The following is an 18911-nucleotide window of genomic DNA, read 5'->3' on the forward strand; positions in this document are numbered from 1 at the left end:
GTATAAGCTTAATTATTTCACGGATAAAATTTTTTATCCGATATTCGACACAAGATTACTTCTCGTCAAAACTAATCCAAAGCTGGAATTCCCACAAAACTAGAGGCTACTCCGTAATCCCTGCCTGCGTAATTTCCACCTTCACTTTAACGTTGATTGGGATGTCAGGATATTGTTCGTCCCAACGTTTAAAATCAAATCCTCGAGTTCTACTTCTAGCAAGATCTCCTAATCCAATCGTATCAACCTTTGCTTTTTGTAATTTCTTCACGATTTTATTTGTTCGTTTATTCATCGCTTTTTCTGTAGCACTTTCAAGCTGCTCGATAAGAGCTGGATTACTTACCGGAATTTTAGGCGCTTCACTTACTCGTCCTTTCACTTTTACCGAAATGTCTACTGATGGAGAGCGTTTCACGTTTTTAAATTGATACTCTACTTTAGATGACAGGTTTTGAATCGTAAAAAATTGATTATTTTTAAATTTTACTTCATAGATGCCTTTTTCAAAGGGTTCCATGAGAAGCTTTAAAAGGAAAGAATCTTCAAGTTTCAATTGTCCAACCATTTTATCGTCTTTTAAGAGAGCTGTTCCTATTACTCTTATTCGATCACCTTGCTTCTCTATGAGTGGCAAGTTTGGATCCATTCCTTTTCCGTAATATCTATACAAAAAATCATGTATGTTTGACTTTGGTATGTTTGCGTTCATATTTTGATCAAGCAGTTGAAGCAGATACTTAGAAGGTGTTTCGCTGAGTGGGTATTGTTGCTTTAGTAAGGTTTTCGTACTTCCTTTAACGATTGCCATATAAAGATCGCGCCCTAAAGATGGATCACGCTGAAGTGTGTCTACTAGATCATAGATACCATTTTCAGCTAAACGATGATTATAAAGAGCGATATCTAAGCGTCCGATTTCGAATGGTTTAGGTGATTCAGCTTGTTCCAATGCTCTTGCCATCTTGCTCGTATTCGTAGTTGCTGTGAAAACTTCCGAAATGGGAGGGACATCTTCACCTCTTTGTGGAATCGCTACCATTCCGTTTAACTCCACTTGGCTGTTTGACTTATAATCATAACCTACGGCGGAAACGAGCTGAACATCTTCAAGAATCTTCTTGCTTGGAAAACAGCCTGTTAGCAGGAATAAAGTGAAAACGATAATCATATTTTTTCTAACCATTACTTGTTTTCCTTCCTTTTCCTTTTCCGTTTCCTTTTCCTAAAATAAGTTGGATCACAAATAGAAAGGGAATGTAAGCATATAGAATATAAAAACCAATCTGAGAAACTTTCGTGTTCAGTATGTCTACTTGCTGCCTGTCAACGACTAAGATACTGCATATGAAGATTATGAACATCATCGTTCGAAGTGCGCTTTTTTGCTTGATTTTATATAACCGGTGAATTCCGCGACTAACCGACCAAAAACCAATACAGATGTTAGGAAGAATTACGAAGAGCCAAAGAGCGATTCCAGCATATTCAAAACGTTGTGCAAAAGGAAGGTCAACGATTTTCCAAAGCGTTAAAGTCGCCCAAATCGTATGTTGAAGCTGCTCTTGATTAAAATAGACAAAAGATACAAACACAGTGATCAGGTAAGTAAACATCGTAAACAGGTTACCCAAATGTGCCCATTTTTGAGACTTTTCAGGATGTTTTAAGAAAGGCAGGTATAACAAAATGAGCTCAAAACCTAAATAATCAAGAGTAACCCCTTTTGTTGCAGCCATCAAATCACTAAAAGAATGGTCAAGAATAGGTAAAAAATTCGTATAATGTGCATTTTTAAGTGCGTAGTATTTTAATAAGAACAAAGGCAGTGACATAAAAAATCCTAATACGGAGAGCCCTGCTACAACCCGGATTCCTCCTATAACATAGGAATAAGCTAGTCCTAATAGGATAAAGGTGATGATCGGTGTTCCGAGTTCAGGAAAGATCCAAATCTGAATCACTTCAATATACGTTCTAAGTACAGTTAGAATGGTTGAACTAAAATAAATTAAAAGTAAAAAGCTTAGTGTACCACCGATCCATCTGCCAAATAAATTTCTATGTACACCGATGATATCAGCGTTTTCTCTAGAAAGGATTCGATAGATCATCCAGATCAACACGTTGAACAAAAGCCCCCCGATGATTACAGAAATCCATGCATCATGTCCAGCTGTCTTTGCGATATATCGCTCGAACCCAAGAATTCCTACACCAATCTGCATCGTTGTAACCATATAAAAAGCCATATAAGGTGATATCTGCTTGTTTTCACTGATCTGAGACATACATACCCCTCGCTTTTTAGTCTTCTATGTCATGTTTTTCTTTTGCGCGCTTTTTATTCATTTTCGCCTTATCTTGCGGTCGAACAGATGATGGACGGCTGTTCTGCACACTAAAAGGCATACGGATGAGTGCATCTTTTAAATCATTTACACGAAGCGGGTATAGGGGTGCGATGTAAGGTCTTCCGAGAGAAGTAAGTTTTAATAGATGTGAAACAATAAATGCAAAGCAGATCGCAACACCAAGTACACCTAAGAACTGTGCAAATATTAAAAAGGGAAAACGAAGCAAACGAATCGTGTTACTCATCTGATAGACAGGTGTTGTAAAAGAAGCGAGTGCGGCTAGAGCTACGATGATTAGAAGAACGTTACTCGTTAAACCAGCTTGAACCGCTGCCGTTCCAATAACGATACCTCCAACGATACCGATCGTTTGACCGACTTTAGATGGTAGCCTCGCACCAGCTTCACGAAGTAACTCAATCGAAAGTTCTAGTACGATAGCTTCTAATATAGGTGGAAATGGAATATCGTTACGTGAAGCCACAAGTGTAGCTAAAAGATTTTCTGGAATCATCTCATAATGAAACGTTAGTACAGCAACATAAAGCGGCGTTGATAACACTGAAAACATAACCGCCATCAATCGGATCAACCGAAAGACAGAAGCGAGCGTCCAATTTAAAAAATAGTCTTCAAAAGCTGAAAAGAATTCTACAATAGTTGTCGGGCCGGTCAGTGCATGAGGAGATCCATCAGCCATAATCGCCACTTTCCCTTCAGACAAAACACTGGCTACTCGATCAGGTCTTTCTGTATCAATGAGCTGTGGAAAGGGAGAGTTCTCGTTGTCTGAGATCATTTGATTGATATAGGAACTGTCTACGACATGATCGTATTCGATGTCATTAACACGTTGAATCGCAGTGTTCACATTCTCTGCATCAGCGATTCCGTCAATATAGATAATGGCAACTCTCGTTTTAGAAAGTTTTCCAACACGCACTTCTTTTACTGTAAATTCAGGAATAGGAAGTCTTTTACGAATCAAGTTTAAATTGGTATCCAAAGATTCTACGAATGCTTCCTTTGGACCAACAACACTAAATTCGGTTTCAGGAATCGAAATCTGCCTGTTTTCAGTCGACAGACTGGGAACGAGCAAACCTTCTGGGTCGCCTTTATTCATTTGAATGAGAATAAAGCCTTCTGTTACTTTGTTCGCGATGTCATGAACATCATTCGATTTGACCATTCCATCTAAAGGTAGATGCTTCTGGATATCGTCTAAATTTTTTAGAGGCATTTCTGTTATATACGGTAATAAATCACGATGAAGAAATTCGGGATTTACAAGTGTTTTATAATAAGAGATATAGAAGGTGCTAAGAGATGTTTGCTTCACAGTAGAAAAGTCGGCTGAAGCGGTCAGCTTTTTCATGAGTTCTGGAAATGTCAATGTACCTTTTGTAGAATTTGATTTAGCTTCTTGTTGTTGATTTTTCTTTTTTTTCTTAAAAAATATCATTGATATCACCCGTTCGTTAATACGTCGTGAACCTACTACATTCCATTAGCATTTCCTTGGCACATAAAAATATTCTCTAAGGTGGAATGTACCGTTATGATATATAACATTGACAACCATGAGCGAGTAGCCTATGATTATCATTAAATGAATAACCAAACTCTTATTAAGAGCAGGCGGAGGGATTTAGCCCTATGAAGCCCGGCAACCATCGGCGAAACATGAAAGGTTTTGACCGAAACGGTGCTAAATCTAACAGCATTCTTTGCTGAGAGATGAGAGAACGAACGGATATTTTAGTATGAAACCGTGTTCTCAAAGGGAACATGGTTTTTTGTTTTTTATAAGGCAAGATAAGACGATTGCGATTAAAGGTATTTTATAAGAAAAGGAGTGGGTGATATGGTGGCATCGGATTGTATATGGTGGAAGGGAAGAAAACTGGCTCACACCCTTCATTTACCTCAGGCAAATGGGGTAGGTGAAAAGAAGACTCCGTTAATTATTATCTGCCACGGTTTTACAAGTACACGAATTGGCGTTGATCGTTTATTTGTAAAAACGGCTCAAGCTCTTGTTAAACTTGGATATGCTGTATTGCGTTTCGATTATGCAGGCTGCGGTGAGAGTGAAGGGGAGTATGGAGAAAATGAATTTGCCTGTTTTATTGATCAGACAAAGGAAGTAATTTCTTTTGGAAGCAAACTCCCTAGTGTTGAGGAACGTTCTATAACTTTAATTGGTCATAGTTTAGGTGGAGCTGTTGCGGCTTGCACGGCAGCGGATGATGATCGAGTTCATAATGTTATCACGTGGTCGGCTGTAGGAAATCCATTTGCCGATATTAAAGAAATCGTTGGTTACAACGGAGAGCACGCTGTTGTTGATCACTTAGGGTATGCCATAACAGAAGAATTTTTGTTTTCACTTGAGTCTTATTCGCCACTAGAGGCTATCCAGCAATTTAGTGGAAACGCACTGTTTATCCATGGAACGAGTGACCCAGTTATTTCTTGTAATTATTGTTTGGATTATTATGAACACTCTATTAGAGCAATGAGAGGTACAACTTCCATGTTTCTAATAGAAGGTGCAAATCATACGTATTCTTCTATTAAGCATTTTGACAAGCTTATAACTGCCACTTCAGAATGGTTGTTAACGAACGTAACAGTACCTGTTCAGAATAATTTGAAAAAAAGTGTTTGACAACTTGTTGAATACCTGTAATAATACTAAGTAATTTGATAGGAATACTCTTATTGAGAGCAGGTGGAGGGAATTAGCCCTATGAAGCCCGGCAACCATTCATGTTGAACAGCCAATATGAAAACGGTGCTAAATCTAACAGTGGTCACACTGAGAGATGAGAGGATAATCGGAAATGTTTTTCGAGAAGCCTTCTGTCTCTTTTATGAGATCAGGAGGCTTTTTTTGTACCACCTCTTAAGAGAGCTTTTATCAAAGGTTATATAGAAAATAATGGATAGGGGATCAGATCATGAAAAGAATCATTCAAGTATTACTCGCAAGTTTGGTGGTATTCGCATTAGCAGCTTGTGGCTCATCCACAAGTGGTGGAGAAAAAACAGAAAAGTTGGTAGTTGGGGCATCAAATGTACCACACGCTGAAATATTAGAAGAAGCGAAGCCGCTTTTAAAGGAAAAGGGTATTGAATTAGAAATTGTAAAATTCCAAGACTATATCTTACCGAATAAATCACTTTATGAAAAAGAAATAGATGCAAACTATTTTCAGCATATTCCATATTTGACTCAACAGGTGAAAGATAATCCGAAGTATAAATTCGAAAACGCAGGTGCTGTTCACTTAGAGCCGATGGGGGTTTACTCAAAAAGACATAAATCATTAAAAGACATTCCTAATGGTGGGAAAGTAATCTTGAGCAACTCTATCGCTGAGCACGGCCGTATCCTTTCAATCTTTGAAGCAGAAGGACTAATCAAGCTAAAAGAAGGTAAAGGTTATGAAGCGCAAATAAGCGATATTGTAGAAAATCCGAAAAACCTTGAATTTGTAGCAGACATTGATCCTGGTCTTTTAACAAAAGCGTATGAAAACGATGAGGGCGATGCGATTGTCATCAACACAAACTATGCGATCGATGCAGATTTGAATCCGAAGAAGGATTCTATCGCATTGGAAGGATCTGAGTCACCATTTGCGAATATCATTACAGTTCGTGAAGGCGATAAAGATAAGAAATCAATAAAAACCTTATTAGAAGTACTTCATTCAAAAGAGATTACCGATTTTATCGATAAAGAGTACAAAGGTTCTGTGCTAGCTGTAAAAGAGTAATTAAATGAGCTGTCTAGATGGGGAAAGGTACTCGTCTAGGCAGCTTTTATAATGAATTAAAGTGTTTAGTAGGGAGCCTGGAAGTCTCTTTTAAAGGAATTAAGTCTAAAGAAGAAAAATTAAGTTTAGAAAAGAAAAATTAAGTCGTAATGAGCTTCGATTAAGTCGTTCTAGAGATCAATTAAGTCTACATTCAAAAATAAAGGCCGTTCGACAATTTCGACACCTTTCACACTATACAAAGTACGGTATGATATGATGAAGACGTATAAATTCAGTTATTAATCATTGTGGTAAGCGGGTGAAAAAGGAAATGGCAATAGAATTTTGGTCACCTGTCAAATTATCAATCGGCATAGCGTTGACTGCTTCATTGATCGTGATTCTTGCAGGTCTATTTTTTGGCAGAATCATGGCTCATCAGAGGTTTAAAGGGAAAACGTTGATCGAAACACTTTTCCTACTTCCGCTCGTGTTACCTCCTACGGTAGTTGGATTCTTATTGATTGTTCTATTCGGTCGAAATGGTCCAGGGGGACAGTTGATAGATTTGCTCTTTAGACAACCAATTATGTTTACATGGTGGGCGGCAGTTATTGCGTCTGCAGTCGTTGCGTTTCCACTCATGTATCAATCGGCAAAAGCAGGATTTGAATCGATTGACGCAGATATTGAGAATGCTGCAAGGGTTGATGGCGCGAATGAATGGGCCATATTAAGAAAAATCTCAATTCCTCTATCTGTTCGTGCACTCTTATCTGGTGCAATTCTGAGTTTTGCACGTGCATTAGGAGAGTTTGGCGCAACGCTCATGTTTGCTGGAAATATTCCGGGTAAAACACAGACGATATCAACGGCCATCTATATTGCGATTGAATCAGGACATATGGAGCTCGCTTGGATGTGGGTCGCGAGTGTTATTGGAATATCTTTGTTAATGTTAATAGCTGTTAATCGCATAAGGACATAACCATTGAAGAACCCGAATTGGGTTCTTTTAATTATTCACCAGCTTTCTTCATGTTTTCATATTCCTCATCACGTTCTCCTACCTCTCCATAATCACCGAATTGTTCATTAATTTCTTGTGCAAGACTTGTTAAATATTCATCAGAAAATAAAGGTTTTTTTTGTTTAGACATGTGTAAAACTCCTATAGATCATGAAATAATAAGTTTATGTGATTAACTGTTTATACGTAAAACAATATGTACAACATTTCATAAGCCTATTCAACAAAAATTGTTATTTACTTTTTTAAATGGCGGGAGTATTATTAGTAAAGTTTCAAATTTCTAAATCGCTTAAACCAAATGGTGCGGGGGAACCAAACGGACTGGAAGAATAGAGTCCTGGGGTGAATCCTTGTTTAAGGTAGGGCTACTCAAAGGCCCGAATCCGACAGCTAACTCCGTAAGCGTTTATGAGAAGGAAGGTGGAGCTTGTAGAGCCTAAATTATAAAGGCCTGCAGGTCAGATTCGTGATGGCTTGCGGCCTTTTTGTGTTGAAAAATGTGTTTTAGTTAACATTAAAAGTAACATCTTATTATGGACGGAGAGAAAAATGATGTTCACATCGATCAAACGCTTCTTGATTGGTCGCCCTTTAAAATCGACTGCATTAGGCGAACAAAAAATAAACAAAACGAAAGCATTGGCTATTCTTTCATCTGATGCATTATCTTCTGTTGCATACGGACCCGAGCAAATCTTAATCGTACTTATTACCGTAGGTGCAGCTGCTTTGTGGTACTCGATTCCGATTGCAGTAGGGGTTCTGTTTTTATTAACTGCTCTTATTTTATCTTATAGACAAATTATCTATGCTTACCCTCATGGAGGTGGAGCGTATGTTGTATCGAAGACAAACTTAGGCGTAAATTCTGGGTTGATCGCAGGGGGATCGTTGCTTGTAGACTACATACTTACAGTAGCAGTAAGTGTATCAGCAGGTACAGATGCGATAACATCAGCGTTTCCTTCGTTACATGGTTTTAACGTGGAGATTGCAATCGTGTTTGTTATCTTTCTTACATTATTGAACTTAAGAGGAGTAACTGAATCTGCATCTATTTTGGCATATCCTGTTTATCTCTTTGTATTGGCTTTGTTTATTTTGATCGCAGTAGGGCTTTATAAGATTTTGACTGGAGATGTATCTCAGAGCTTGCATACCCCGATCGGTACACCGGTTGCAGGTATCTCTTTGTTTATTCTGCTCAGAGCATTTGCATCAGGAAGTTCTGCTTTAACAGGAGTAGAAGCCATCTCCAACGCGATACCCAATTTTAAAGAACCAGCACCTGTTAACGCTGCTCGTACATTAATGATGATGGGCGGTCTTCTAGCCATCCTTTTCTCAGGTATTGTTACGTTAGCTTATTTCTATGGTATTGTACCTAAAACTGAGGTTACTGTTGTTTCGCAGATTGCAGAAGAAACGTTCGGGCGAAACTTTATGTACTTCTTTATACAAGGAACAACAGCGTTAATACTGATCCTTGCTGCTAACACAGGATACTCTGCGTTTCCTTTGTTAGCTGTAAACTTGGCAAAAGATAAGTTTATTCCAAGGATGTTCTTAGTCCGGGGTGATCGCTTAGGTTATTCAAATGGCATTATCATTTTGGGTCTGGCCTCAATCTTGCTTATTATGGCTTTTCATGCAGAAACGGAACACCTAATTCCTTTATATGCAGTAGGAGTGTTTGTTCCATTTACACTATCACAGACAGGAATGATGGTAAAATGGCTAAAAGAAAAACCAGCTGGTTGGATTCCTAAATTTATCATTAATACGACAGGAGCATTGATCAGCTTTACCGTCACAATCATGTTTTTCTTAACAAAGTTCTCACAAGTTTGGTCCATTCTTGTTTTTCTACCTATTATCGTCTGGATATTTCACCGAATCAAGAAGCATTATGAAGCAGTCGGTGATCAGTTGAGGTTAACAACTTGTGAAGCATCTCCAGATATAAAAGGGAATGTTATCATCTTGCCAGTGGCTGGAATCACCCATGTAGTGGAGAACTCGCTAAAGTATGCTAAATCACTGAACCCTGATCAGATCATTGCTGTTTATGTTGCATTTGAGAGGGAAGATGAAAGAAAATTTGAAGAGAAGTGGAAAGAATGGCAGCCGGATGTTCGGCTCGTAACGCTTCATTCTCATTACAGAAGTATCCTTGGACCTTTGACTAAATTTGTAGATACGATTGCTCACAAAGCGAAGGAAGGCGATTATCAAGTAACAGTGGTTATTCCGCAATTCATCCCGAAAAAAGGTTGGCATAATATCCTTCATAACCAATCAAGTCTACTTATTCGTGCTTATTTATTGTATAAAAGAGATATTGTAATATCGACTGTTCCCTACCACTTAAAGAAATAAAATTTCAAAAAACCGTTTTAGCCGAACTGGCTAAAACGGTTTTTTGGCTAGAATATTAACTAACTTCTTGTTTATATTGCTCTGCTTTCATCGTGTTGAATTGACCTTCCCATTTGGACATCACGACAGCAGCTAACGAGTTTCCTACTACGTTTACAGCTGTCCGAGCCATATCGAGTATTCGATCAATACCCGCAATAAATGCAAGGCCTTCTAATGGAATTCCAACTGTACCAAGTGTTGCTAAAAGAACGACAAAGGAAACACCTGGAACGCCTGCTATCCCTTTTGAAGTAACCATTAATACTAGCAATAAAGAGATTTGTTCTGCGATGGTTATTTCAATCCCGTACATTTGCGCGATAAATAGTGCTGCAATCGCTTGATAGAGAGTGGATCCGTCTAGGTTGAACGAGTAACCAGTAGGAATCACGAAAGAAGTAATGGCTTTTGGACACCCGAACTTCTCCATCTTTTCCATAATTTTTGGTAATACTGTTTCTGAGCTAGCTGTTGAGTAAGCTAAGATCAGTTCGTCTTTCAATATTTTAATCAATGTAAAGATATTAACTTTTACCATAGCTGCAACGCCACCTAGAACAGCGATGACAAAGAAGAACATAGCTCCATAAACGACTAGAACCAGTTTACTTAATGGGACGAGTGATTCAATACCAAATTTAGAAACCGTAACACCGATTAGTGCAAATACTCCAAATGGAGCTAGTTTCATAATTTGATTCGTAATATAGAACATAGCGTCAGCTGTTCCTTGGAAAAAGGCCAATACCGGTTTTCCTTTTTCGCCGATCGCAGCAATCCCTAGTCCGAATAATACGGAGAAAAAGATGATTGCCAACATATCCCCTTTAGCTAAAGATTCAAAAAGGTTTGTGGGTACGATGTTTAAGAACGTTTCTGCAAAGCCGTGACTTTCAACTGATTCTGTTGTCTCCACATAGCTCGAAATATCACCTTTTGTTAACGATTTCATATCCACTCCTGCTCCAGGTTGGAATATGTTAGCGATAAATAGACCAATTACGATTGCAAAAGTTGTAATGATCTCAAAATATAAAATCGTTTTACCACCGAGTCTTCCTAGTTGTTTGATATCACCTACACTCGCAACACCTACGATAAGGCTTGAAACAACTATAGGTACAACGATCATTTTAATTAAGCGAATGAAGATATCTCCAATCGGTTGTAAATATCCTTGAACGGTTTCATTTCCATAGAACAAAGCACCGATGAGAATACCAAACGCTAGTCCGATCAGGATTTGCCACGCAAGACTAATTCTTACTTTTTTCACATTGAGTCACCTTCTTCTTGATGTTAGTTATCTGAGTTGCCACATAAAAGACATTTTAGCGAGTAAAAGGAATGGTTGTCAAAGCAAAAAAATGGCAATGAATAAAGGGGGAATGGAAGTGAATGCACTCATTATTATTTATTAGAAATATTTGAAAATTTTAATGTTTACAAAAATAATAAATGCTTGTAAAATGACAAAAGCGTTATTCGACTTTTATCGACATTCATAGGAGGACTTATGAACTTATTTAGAAAAAAGTTATTAACTACTAATCAAAACAGTGATCAATCATTGAATCGTGTTCTTGGTGCAGTTGACCTTACAATGTTAGGGGTAGGGGCCATTATCGGAACAGGGGTATTCGTGCTAACAGGGGTTGCGGCTGCAAAATATGCGGGTCCCGCTCTTATCTTATCTTTTATTATTGCGGGGCTTGCGTGTGTTTTTGCGGCACTTTGTTACTCCGAATTCGCATCTATGATTCCTCAATCAGGGAGTGCTTACACCTACAGTTATGTAGCATTCGGTGAAATCTTTGCTTGGATTTTGGGCTGGGACCTCGTACTTGAATACGGTCTCGCTTCTTCAGCTGTAGCGAGTGGTTGGTCAGGATATTTCCAAAGCCTTTTAACTGGTTTTGGTATACATCTTCCAACAGCTATCACAAGTGCTTTTGATCCATCGAAGGGAACATATATTGACCTGCCTGCTGTAATGATTATTTTACTTGTCACACTTCTGTTATCGAGGGGTGTTAAAGAATCTGCGAAATTCAATTCTATTATGGTTATCGTGAAAGTGGCAGTAATCTTATTATTTATAGCAGTCGGTGTTTGGTATGTGGAACCTGTTAACTGGGAGCCGTTTGTTCCTTTTGGATTCTCTGGTGTAGTGACAGGGGCTGCAGTTGTTGTTTTTGCGTATTTTGGTTTCGATGCTGTCTCCACAGCTGCAGAGGAAGTGAAGAATCCACAGCGAAATTTACCGATTGGAATCATTTCTGCTTTAGCTATTTGTACAATTATCTATATCGTGGTTTCACTCATACTTACCGGGATTGTTCCTTATACCATGCTGAACGTTAAAGATCCTGTAGCGTTTGCGTTGCAATTTATCGGTCAAGATTGGGCAGCAGGTTTCATCTCATTAGGAGCTATCGTAGGAATTACAACCGTGCTAATTGTTATGATGTTCGGTCAGACAAGGTTGTTTTATGCAATGAGTCGTGATGGACTTCTTCCAAGTAAACTGTCCTCTGTTCATCCAAGAACGAAAGTACCTCTTTCAAGTACATGGACAACAGGATTATTAGTTTCCTTATTTGCTGGATTCGTGCCGTTAGACAAACTAGCAGAACTTACGAGTATCGGTACATTGTTTGCCTTTGCAACAGTATCTTTAGGAGTTGCCGTTCTTAGAAAAACTCGGCCAGACATCGAACGAGGCTTTAAGACCCCTTGGGTTCCATTGATTCCAGCCTTAGCCATTATTTTCTGTGTTTATCTTATGCTTCAACTCTCAGCATTTACTTGGAAAGGCTTTGTCGTTTGGCTTGTGATCGGACTTGTTCTTTATTTTAGTTACGGTTATCGTCACAGCCGTTTAAACACAACGAAATAGAAAGAGATTGATAGTGAGAAAAGCTGCCTTTCATATAGGTGGCTTTTTCACTTTACTTCAGAAACGCGTTCTTTCGTGTTATACTTTTAGTAGTAAAAAAGAAAGGGGGGAGTAAGAAATTGCGGAAAATATCTATATTGGCTTTATTGTATGTATTTGCTTTTACATCACTTTTTCCTAACTACAATATGGAAAATCTTTTTTCGCCGCCTCAAAATGACGTTTATGAACTATCCTCAGCGACCCTTGATGAATCAAAGATCATTGGCGAATATCCAACAAAGAGTAAAAAGTTAAAAAAATCCGTAAAAGCAGTTTATGCGGATAACCAAATACTGTTTGAAGAATCACATGATGATTATGTATTCCCATCATACAGCCAAGTCAACAACAAAATTGTACGTCTTACCCCCTATCAATTTCAATCGAATTACCTCTGACGATCACAACAATCTCAAAAACCTTTAAAATGGCCTTCGATGTAGGGTTTATTTAACAGAACCATCTATTCATAAGCACGTTTCGAAAAAACATGTTTCCGAACGTTTCTTTGTAGTGCTTAAAAAACGAACAAAGGGAGATTGTTATGATCGTTAAAGAAACAGAATTACCTGGAATCGGCAGAAAGTTTGAAGTAGAGATCGCGAATAGAGATAAAGTTGTCGTTATAGTTCATGATGACGGAAGAAGAGAAATTTATCACTTTGACAAACACGATTATGAAGAAAGTCTTTCATCAGTTACGTTAAGTGATACCGAAGCTAGACAGTTTGCTGCTATTATCGGTGGAATGATCTATCGACCAAAAGCGCTTGAAACAATTGAAATGGCATTTGATGAACTTATGATTGAGTGGTATCGACTGGACTCCTATGCATATGCAGTCGGAAAAACGATTGGAGAACTCGATATCCGTCAACAATACGAAGTATCTGTCATCGCTATCATCAAAGGAAATGAAAAAGTGTTGAACCCTGGTCCTGAAACCATGATCGGCTCTGGAGATATGCTAATCATTTCAGGGGAAAGACCTGGTGTTAAACGGATTATTAAGGAGATGTTTTCAGCCGAGGTGAGCAGTGAATGACAAATCATCTTGTACTAGAAGTTGGTACAGCTCTAATCATTATCGCGCTTGCTGCTTTACTCGCAAATAAATTAAAATTTTCTATCATTCCGTTTCTTATCATTTTCGGAATGATTGTAGGACCACATGCTCCTGTAATTGGCGTATTGGACTTCACGTTTATTAATAGCAACGAGATCATTACCTTCTTTGGGAGGATAGGTGTCTTGTTCCTGCTTTTCTATCTCGGTTTAGAGTTTTCGGTAGGTAAATTAGTTCGCTCTGGAAAAAACATCGCTGTTGGGGGAAGTATCTACATCCTCATAAACTTCACATTAGGATGGGTTTATGCCTATATCATGGGGTTTCCTCTATTAGAGGTTTTGATCATAGCTGGAATTATCACCATTTCTTCTAGTGCGATCGTCGCAAAGATCATCGTTGATCTACGGCGTACTGCGAATCCTGAAACAGAACTGATCCTTGGAATCATCATGTTCGAAGATATATTCTTGGCCGTTTATCTCTCGATCATCTCAGGGTTAGTGTTAGGAGATGCAACTTCTGTTCTGGGTGTGACAAAATCCATTTTAATCGCATTTTGTTATATGATTTTGTTCTTCGTTATTGCAAGAACATGTACAAAGCACTTAAACAGACTTCTTAATATCACATCGAATGAGATTTTTATTATTGTGATCTTCGCCTCATTGTTCTTTATCGCAGGTTTTTCAGAAACCATCCACGTAGCAGAAGCGATCGGTGCTCTTTTGTTAGGACTCGTTTTTTCTGAAACGGAACATAGTGAACGTATCGAGAAGATGGTCATACCGTTCCGAGATTTCTTTGGAGCGATCTTCTTTTTCAGCTTCGGATTGAGTATAGATCCGTTCACGTTAGGTGGAGCGGTTTGGCTGGCACTTGGAGCTGTGGTGATCACGATCATTGGAAACTTTGTAGCTGGAATGATTGCAGGAAGAAAGGCGGGACTTTCTCATAAAGCTTCGTCTAACATCGGGCTAACGATTGTTTCAAGAGGAGAGTTTTCTATTATCGTAGCTAACATTGGGATGGCAGGCGGTTTGGCTTCTGTACTAAAGCCATTCTCAGCACTATATGTTCTCATCTTAGCGATACTGGGACCATTTCTTACAAAAGAGTCAAAGAAGATTTATAATGTATTGAATGGAATTTTCAAATGGAAAAAAGAAGAACATCCTCAACTTAAAAAGAAGGCAAATTGAGTATGTATGAAGAAAATACAGCTTCTCTATCTAGAGAGCTGTGTTTTTTTGTTTACTTCACATGCAATAGCCTTAATCGTTTTTATCAATATCTACGGCAAGCTTACTATGTGTCAAATAATTTAATTGTATAGATTTATCTTTGAAATGTTCTTTATAACGTTTAGTCGTGATATTCAAATGAGACACTTTAACTTTTTTATGATGAATCGTTATAGAAGTAACATAATCCGGACCATTTTTTGAACCATCATAAGTGAATGAAGAAGGGATACCTTCTACTGATTCAAAGTTTCTAGCTTCATAGAGATCTATATCTTCATATAGTTGAAACAAGGTGTGTGCAAAAGTAAATGAAAATGCAAGAGAACCAACAATTACAACTGAAACAAGAATGCGTTCTATCCAATTGTTCAATATAGAATAACTTGCAACAAATGCAATAAATAGAGATAGCAGCGACATCGATAGAAACAAGAAAAGCTCTGACAAAACAAGGTGATCTTGAAAAACTGTCGAAGATAAAAATAAACTTAGTGCAGAGAAAAGTAGAATCACCAAAAGTAAGACAAGAGGAAAAGCGCTCGGAGTTTTAAAGCTTCGAGATCCTGTGATTCTATTCTTTTTTTTATAACCCATAATTATCCTCTCCTTAATCAAATATATTCATTAAAGCTAAACCACTATTCATGATAGTGAATATTCATCTCAAAGTTTGGCAAATAACAAGATGTGCCGATGAAGAAAGGACAGTTTGGTATGAAATTAACTCAAGCCCAACAACTTGCCATAGAATATGTTGAACATTATGCAGCAAAACATAAAAATGATGCTCAAGCTACGATTCAACACCTATTAAGAATGGCAAACATAACTGATGATGTTTTTCAACAGGCGGTCTTTAAACTTAAAGAACACGCTCGTATCGCTCTACACTTTCACCCGGATCGACCAAACTCTTCTATGATAAATATTGCAGAAGCTTTATATCAAGAAGGAATCTATAAAAGTCAGTTTGAAACGCTGCTCTCAAACGGTAGTGTTTCTGCATATCCCGGAGGATTGCGTGATCAGTGGGAAGAACAGTTATTTGGAGGAGCTTATCAGACAAAGGGTACAACTCTTAAGGAACGTGCAAAATATGGTGCTTTAAACATCATGAATCATGCAGATGGGCCAGCACCGCGGTTTGGTTCATGTTATTTCTTACTCAAACCTGAAGTTTCAAAACGAGCTACCTTTACATACCTTGACTCTCATCAGAATCCTAAAGAAAAAGGTACTTTTGGAGAGTTTGACATGATACTTGCAGCATTATTAGAGGAAGTTTTCACGAGAGATTATGCGTTAGGAGAACCTAATCTTATGGTAAGTTCGTTGATTCGATACCTTGTTCACAAAATAGAAGTTCCTTTTAAAGACCCAACTGAAAAACAAGTGTACCGAAATCTAAATCATTACATTGAAGCTCAGGTTCACGGTGATCTTTCATTAAAAGAAGATATAGACTTCCTTGTTGCAGATCCTTCATTTATAGGTACGGAGGTTGGAGATACGCTATCAAACCTTTGTACAAAATATGGTATTAAACTTTATTATCACTCTGGATTTCAATTGTCAATAGATCAAGTTCCTTCAGACTTTAGAGGACCAGAAATGGCGGCATTAGCAAAAAGAATAGCTAAAAATCAAGTGATTAATGCACATCTTATAGGTGAAGCTGTAATGGATTTAATGAGAAATCCGGGGACTTGGACTGACAGAGGAACGCCAAGTGAAGTCTTACAAGAGTTGAAGCTTTTGTGGCACGTTTTAGTGAAGTATGGAGAAGCATTTGTAAAAAAATAATGGTTATTCAATCAACAAGACCTTGCATTATCCATGTTAGTTTGTTAATATCATTTCAATGCTAACGATTATGAAAATTGATAAGGAGTGGATCATATCTATTCTTTTGATGAGTACGGCGAGTTGTTGCCGGAAGAGAAGGACACCATCAATCAATTAACGAAAGCACCGATTGAATCACTTAATCTGCACTCTATTACGGTAGTGACGAATCTGTATCGAGCAGCACAAGGACTTCGCAATAAAATGGAACGGGAAGTATTAGCGAAGCATGGGTTGTCCTGGACGTCCTTTTCTATTCTGTATGATTTGTGGATATGGGATTCTGTTGAAACAAAAAAATTAGCACTTTCTGCAGGTGTTTCAAAAGCGACCATAAGTAATATCACGAATACACTAGAACGAAAAGAGTTGTGTTATCGTAAAGTGGACAATCGAGATCGACGCATCACATGTGTTGTTTTGACTGATAAAGGCAGAAAAGTAATGGAAGAACTATATCCAAAATTCCATGAAGGTGAAGTGGAAGTGGTCTCTTCTTTGTCCATTGAAGAGCAGAAAGTAATATCAAGCTTGCTGAGAAGAGTTATACGAGAGAATGATTTTTAATTTCATATAAAAATGCAATGACAGGAAACACAGTAGCAATGATCTCCCTGTTTCTAGAGAGCTGGTGGTTGGTGAGAATCAGCACAAAGATCATGTGAATTACATTTCCGAGAGCTTTCTTTGTTATGTTTTTAATTAAACAGAAGAAGAACGGGAAAACCGTTATTTACTTTTGAGTGGAAGAATAATTTCTTCAATTAGGGTGGTACCGCGTGTAAAAGTTAGACCACGTCCCTTTATTTATGGGATGTGGTCTTTTTTATTTTATAAATTACATTTTGAGATCTTAAAAGGAGGAAAATAGGATGAATCAGATTATGGAACAGCTGAATGAGAAGCAACAAATTGAAGTGAAGAGGCAGATGGATATCTATAAACAAGGCGTTCAGGATATTATTCCAACAGAAGAGCTGGAACTCAAAGTAGCGAAGTCTATTTTAGGAAATTCTCCTTTGAAAATAAAGCTCGGACTTGATCCTTCAGCACCAGATGTTCATCTTGGTCATACGGTAGTGTTGAACAAACTAAGGCAGTTTCAACAGAACGGTCATATCATTCAATTGATCATTGGTGATTTTACAGGGAAGATCGGTGACCCTACAGGAAAATCTGTTGCTAGAAAACAATTAACGACAGAAGAAGTAGAGCACAATGCAAAAACGTATTTCGAACAGTTTGGTAAAATCATTGATATGGAAAAAGTTGAGCTGCACTATAATTCCAAATGGCTTTCTAAGCTGAATTTTGAAGATGTGATCAATCTTGCTGGTAAAATTACGGTTGCTAGGTTGTTGGAACGAGACGATTTCGATGAGCGCATCTCCACAGGTAAACCGATCTCGCTGCACGAGTTCTTTTACCCGCTTATGCAAGGCTACGATTCCGTTATGCTGGAATGTGATATTGAATTAGGTGGAACGGATCAGCACTTCAACATTTTAATGGGAAGACACTACCAAGAGAAGTTTGGTAAAGAAAAACAGGTTGCTATGCTTATGCCGCTTCTAGAAGGACTAGATGGCGTTGAGAAAATGTCGAAATCCAAGAAGAACTACATCGGGATTGATGAAACTCCGCAAGAAATGTACGGAAAGTCGATGTCGATTCCCGATTCACTCATGACAAAATACTTTGAACTCGTGACCGATTTTACGCCTGGAGAACTTCAACGTGTGAAAGGTGACATCGAGAGTGGGAAAATACACCCGCGTGATGCAAAGATGCTTTTAGCAAAAACAATTGTACGGATGTACCATGGCGATCAAGCAGCTGAGGCGGCCGAACAGCATTTTATCACCGTTTTCCAGCAAGGAACCATGCCTGATGAGATCCCGGTGATGGAGTGGAGTGGTGCAGAGGAAGTTTCAGTTATCGACCTGATTGTTGAACTGAAGATGCTTACGTCAAAAAGTGAAGCCCGCCGAATGATTGCGAACCGTGGCGTTAAAATTTATGGTGAAAAAGTGGAAGATGCGAATTTGCGAGTCATTGTAAAAGATGGCTTAATTGTTCAAGTAGGGAAGCGGAAATTTGTGAAGATAAAAAAATAAAAATTGAAGTTAGATGGACCATATCGTATGGTTCTTCTTTTTATGTGACACTATTTCTTGAATAAATTAGGCGTTTATCGTACCCAATGGGACATGAGGTGAATACGTTATAAG

Annotated in this window: 17 protein-coding genes, 3 riboswitches and 1 other annotated feature; of the genes, 11 read left to right on the forward strand and 6 right to left on the reverse strand. The window is 38.2% G+C overall.

Annotated features, from left to right (window positions below; genetic code table 11):
• Positions 1 to 106 precede the first annotated feature (106 nt).
• The 3 genes from ACFS5O_RS13470 to ACFS5O_RS13480 are packed head-to-tail and all read right to left on the reverse strand — an operon-like array spanning position 107 to position 3822.
• Entirely contained in the window at positions 107 to 1186 is a 1080-nt protein-coding gene (locus tag ACFS5O_RS13470) for a Ger(x)C family spore germination protein (RefSeq protein WP_205726416.1), read from the reverse strand.
• Entirely contained in the window at positions 1179 to 2291 is a 1113-nt protein-coding gene (locus ACFS5O_RS13475) for a GerAB/ArcD/ProY family transporter (RefSeq protein ID WP_205726415.1), read from the reverse strand. Before ACFS5O_RS13475 ends, ACFS5O_RS13470 begins: the two co-directional genes overlap by 8 nt.
• A gap of 16 nt (positions 2292 to 2307) precedes the next feature.
• A complete protein-coding gene (locus ACFS5O_RS13480) occupies positions 2308 to 3822 on the reverse strand; it encodes a spore germination protein (protein WP_205726414.1) in 1515 nt (504 codons plus the stop codon).
• 160 nt (positions 3823 to 3982) lie between these two features.
• Positions 3983 to 4104, forward strand: a riboswitch (SAM riboswitch).
• A gap of 120 nt (positions 4105 to 4224) precedes the next feature.
• Here ACFS5O_RS13480 and ACFS5O_RS13485 point away from each other — a divergent pair.
• The 3 genes from ACFS5O_RS13485 to modB all read left to right on the forward strand — a co-directional run bounded on the left by ACFS5O_RS13485 (position 4225) and on the right by modB (position 7115).
• On the forward strand, positions 4225 to 5031 hold the full coding sequence (locus ACFS5O_RS13485; protein ID WP_205726413.1) for an alpha/beta hydrolase: 807 nt from the start codon (positions 4225 to 4227) through the stop codon (positions 5029 to 5031).
• A 47-nt stretch (positions 5032 to 5078) separates the two neighbouring features.
• Positions 5079 to 5195: riboswitch (SAM riboswitch) on the forward strand.
• Positions 5196 to 5323: 128 nt separating this feature from the next.
• Positions 5324 to 6145: a MetQ/NlpA family ABC transporter substrate-binding protein gene (locus ACFS5O_RS13490; RefSeq protein WP_205726412.1), complete on the forward strand. Its 822-nt coding sequence runs from the start codon at positions 5324 to 5326 to the stop codon at positions 6143 to 6145.
• A 313-nt stretch (positions 6146 to 6458) separates the two neighbouring features.
• Complete coding sequence (gene modB / locus ACFS5O_RS13495) at positions 6459 to 7115, forward strand: molybdate ABC transporter permease subunit (protein ID WP_205726411.1); 657 nt, start codon at positions 6459 to 6461, stop codon at positions 7113 to 7115.
• A gap of 31 nt (positions 7116 to 7146) precedes the next feature.
• Here modB and ACFS5O_RS13500 read toward each other — a convergent pair whose 3' ends face one another.
• Positions 7147 to 7287, reverse strand: a complete 141-nt coding sequence (locus tag ACFS5O_RS13500; RefSeq protein ID WP_205726410.1) for a hypothetical protein — start codon at positions 7285 to 7287, stop codon at positions 7147 to 7149.
• Between the two features lie 149 nt (positions 7288 to 7436).
• A riboswitch (cyclic di-AMP (ydaO/yuaA leader) is annotated at positions 7437 to 7580 on the forward strand.
• 132 nt (positions 7581 to 7712) lie between these two features.
• On the opposite strand from ACFS5O_RS13500, the gene ACFS5O_RS13505 reads away from it, so the two are divergent.
• Positions 7713 to 9539, forward strand: a complete 1827-nt coding sequence (locus tag ACFS5O_RS13505; protein ID WP_205726409.1) for an APC family permease — start codon at positions 7713 to 7715, stop codon at positions 9537 to 9539.
• 55 nt (positions 9540 to 9594) lie between these two features.
• On the opposite strand, the gene gltP is transcribed toward ACFS5O_RS13505, so the two are convergent.
• Positions 9595 to 10857 carry a glutamate/aspartate:proton symporter GltP gene (gene gltP, locus ACFS5O_RS13510; protein WP_205726408.1) on the reverse strand — a complete coding sequence of 421 codons (1263 nt, stop codon included), beginning with the start codon at positions 10855 to 10857 and terminating at the stop codon, positions 9595 to 9597.
• A 240-nt stretch (positions 10858 to 11097) separates the two neighbouring features.
• On the opposite strand from gltP, the gene bcaP reads away from it, so the two are divergent.
• The 4 genes from bcaP (at position 11098) to ACFS5O_RS13530 (ending at position 14790) form a co-directional block, all read left to right on the forward strand.
• Positions 11098 to 12480: a branched-chain amino acid transporter BcaP gene (gene bcaP / locus ACFS5O_RS13515; protein ID WP_205726407.1), complete on the forward strand. Its 1383-nt coding sequence runs from the start codon at positions 11098 to 11100 to the stop codon at positions 12478 to 12480.
• Positions 12481 to 12599: 119 nt separating this feature from the next.
• Positions 12600 to 12920: a hypothetical protein gene (locus ACFS5O_RS13520; protein ID WP_205726406.1), complete on the forward strand. Its 321-nt coding sequence runs from the start codon at positions 12600 to 12602 to the stop codon at positions 12918 to 12920.
• A gap of 146 nt (positions 12921 to 13066) precedes the next feature.
• Positions 13067 to 13567 carry a cation:proton antiporter regulatory subunit gene (locus ACFS5O_RS13525; RefSeq protein ID WP_205726405.1) on the forward strand — a complete coding sequence of 167 codons (501 nt, stop codon included), beginning with the start codon at positions 13067 to 13069 and terminating at the stop codon, positions 13565 to 13567.
• Positions 13564 to 14790 (forward strand): cation:proton antiporter, encoded by a 1227-nt coding sequence (locus ACFS5O_RS13530; protein ID WP_205726404.1) that lies wholly within the window; start codon positions 13564 to 13566, stop codon positions 14788 to 14790. The genes ACFS5O_RS13525 and ACFS5O_RS13530 overlap by 4 nt, the downstream gene beginning before the upstream one ends.
• Positions 14791 to 14862: 72 nt before the next feature.
• On the opposite strand, the gene ACFS5O_RS13535 is transcribed toward ACFS5O_RS13530, so the two are convergent.
• Entirely contained in the window at positions 14863 to 15429 is a 567-nt protein-coding gene (locus tag ACFS5O_RS13535; RefSeq protein WP_205726403.1) for a hypothetical protein, read from the reverse strand.
• Positions 15430 to 15549: 120 nt separating this feature from the next.
• Here ACFS5O_RS13535 and ACFS5O_RS13540 point away from each other — a divergent pair, with 120 nt between their 5' ends.
• The 3 genes from ACFS5O_RS13540 to tyrS all read left to right on the forward strand — a co-directional run bounded on the left by ACFS5O_RS13540 (position 15550) and on the right by tyrS (position 18797).
• Entirely contained in the window at positions 15550 to 16638 is a 1089-nt protein-coding gene (locus ACFS5O_RS13540) for a DUF3626 domain-containing protein (RefSeq protein ID WP_205726402.1), read from the forward strand.
• A 96-nt stretch (positions 16639 to 16734) separates the two neighbouring features.
• Complete coding sequence (locus ACFS5O_RS13545) at positions 16735 to 17247, forward strand: MarR family transcriptional regulator (RefSeq protein WP_318300280.1); 513 nt, start codon at positions 16735 to 16737, stop codon at positions 17245 to 17247.
• Between the two features lie 8 nt (positions 17248 to 17255).
• Positions 17256 to 17486: a binding site (T-box leader), on the forward strand.
• A gap of 66 nt (positions 17487 to 17552) precedes the next feature.
• The gene (tyrS, locus tag ACFS5O_RS13550; protein ID WP_205726401.1) at positions 17553 to 18797 is read left to right on the forward strand and encodes a tyrosine--tRNA ligase; all 1245 of its coding nucleotides are present in this window, start codon (positions 17553 to 17555) and stop codon (positions 18795 to 18797) included.
• The last annotated feature ends 114 nt before the right edge of the window (positions 18798 to 18911 follow it).

The sequence above is a fragment of the Fictibacillus nanhaiensis genome, from assembly GCF_042686385.1.
In the GTDB taxonomy this organism is placed as follows: domain Bacteria; phylum Bacillota; class Bacilli; order Bacillales; family Fictibacillaceae; genus Fictibacillus; species Fictibacillus nanhaiensis.

Excerpts from the sequence above, each read along its gene's own strand:
- ACFS5O_RS13470 (WP_205726416.1), bottom strand. The coding sequence starts at position 1,186 with ATGGTTAGAAAAAATATGATTATCGTTTTCACTTTATTCCTGCTAACA.
- ACFS5O_RS13475 (WP_205726415.1), bottom strand. The coding sequence starts at position 2,291 with ATGTCTCAGATCAGTGAAAACAAGCAGATATCACCTTATATGGCTTTT.
- ACFS5O_RS13480 (WP_205726414.1), bottom strand. The coding sequence starts at position 3,822 with ATGATATTTTTTAAGAAAAAAAAGAAAAATCAACAACAAGAAGCTAAA.
- ACFS5O_RS13485 (WP_205726413.1), top strand. The coding sequence starts at position 4,225 with ATGGTGGCATCGGATTGTATATGGTGGAAGGGAAGAAAACTGGCTCAC.
- ACFS5O_RS13490 (WP_205726412.1), top strand. The coding sequence starts at position 5,324 with ATGAAAAGAATCATTCAAGTATTACTCGCAAGTTTGGTGGTATTCGCA.
- modB (WP_205726411.1), top strand. The coding sequence starts at position 6,459 with ATGGCAATAGAATTTTGGTCACCTGTCAAATTATCAATCGGCATAGCG.
- ACFS5O_RS13500 (WP_205726410.1), bottom strand. The coding sequence starts at position 7,287 with ATGTCTAAACAAAAAAAACCTTTATTTTCTGATGAATATTTAACAAGT.
- ACFS5O_RS13505 (WP_205726409.1), top strand. The coding sequence starts at position 7,713 with ATGTTCACATCGATCAAACGCTTCTTGATTGGTCGCCCTTTAAAATCG.
- bcaP (WP_205726407.1), top strand. The coding sequence starts at position 11,098 with ATGAACTTATTTAGAAAAAAGTTATTAACTACTAATCAAAACAGTGAT.
- ACFS5O_RS13525 (WP_205726405.1), top strand. The coding sequence starts at position 13,067 with ATGATCGTTAAAGAAACAGAATTACCTGGAATCGGCAGAAAGTTTGAA.
- ACFS5O_RS13530 (WP_205726404.1), top strand. The coding sequence starts at position 13,564 with ATGACAAATCATCTTGTACTAGAAGTTGGTACAGCTCTAATCATTATC.
- ACFS5O_RS13535 (WP_205726403.1), bottom strand. The coding sequence starts at position 15,429 with ATGGGTTATAAAAAAAAGAATAGAATCACAGGATCTCGAAGCTTTAAA.
- ACFS5O_RS13540 (WP_205726402.1), top strand. The coding sequence starts at position 15,550 with ATGAAATTAACTCAAGCCCAACAACTTGCCATAGAATATGTTGAACAT.
- tyrS (WP_205726401.1), top strand. The coding sequence starts at position 17,553 with ATGAATCAGATTATGGAACAGCTGAATGAGAAGCAACAAATTGAAGTG.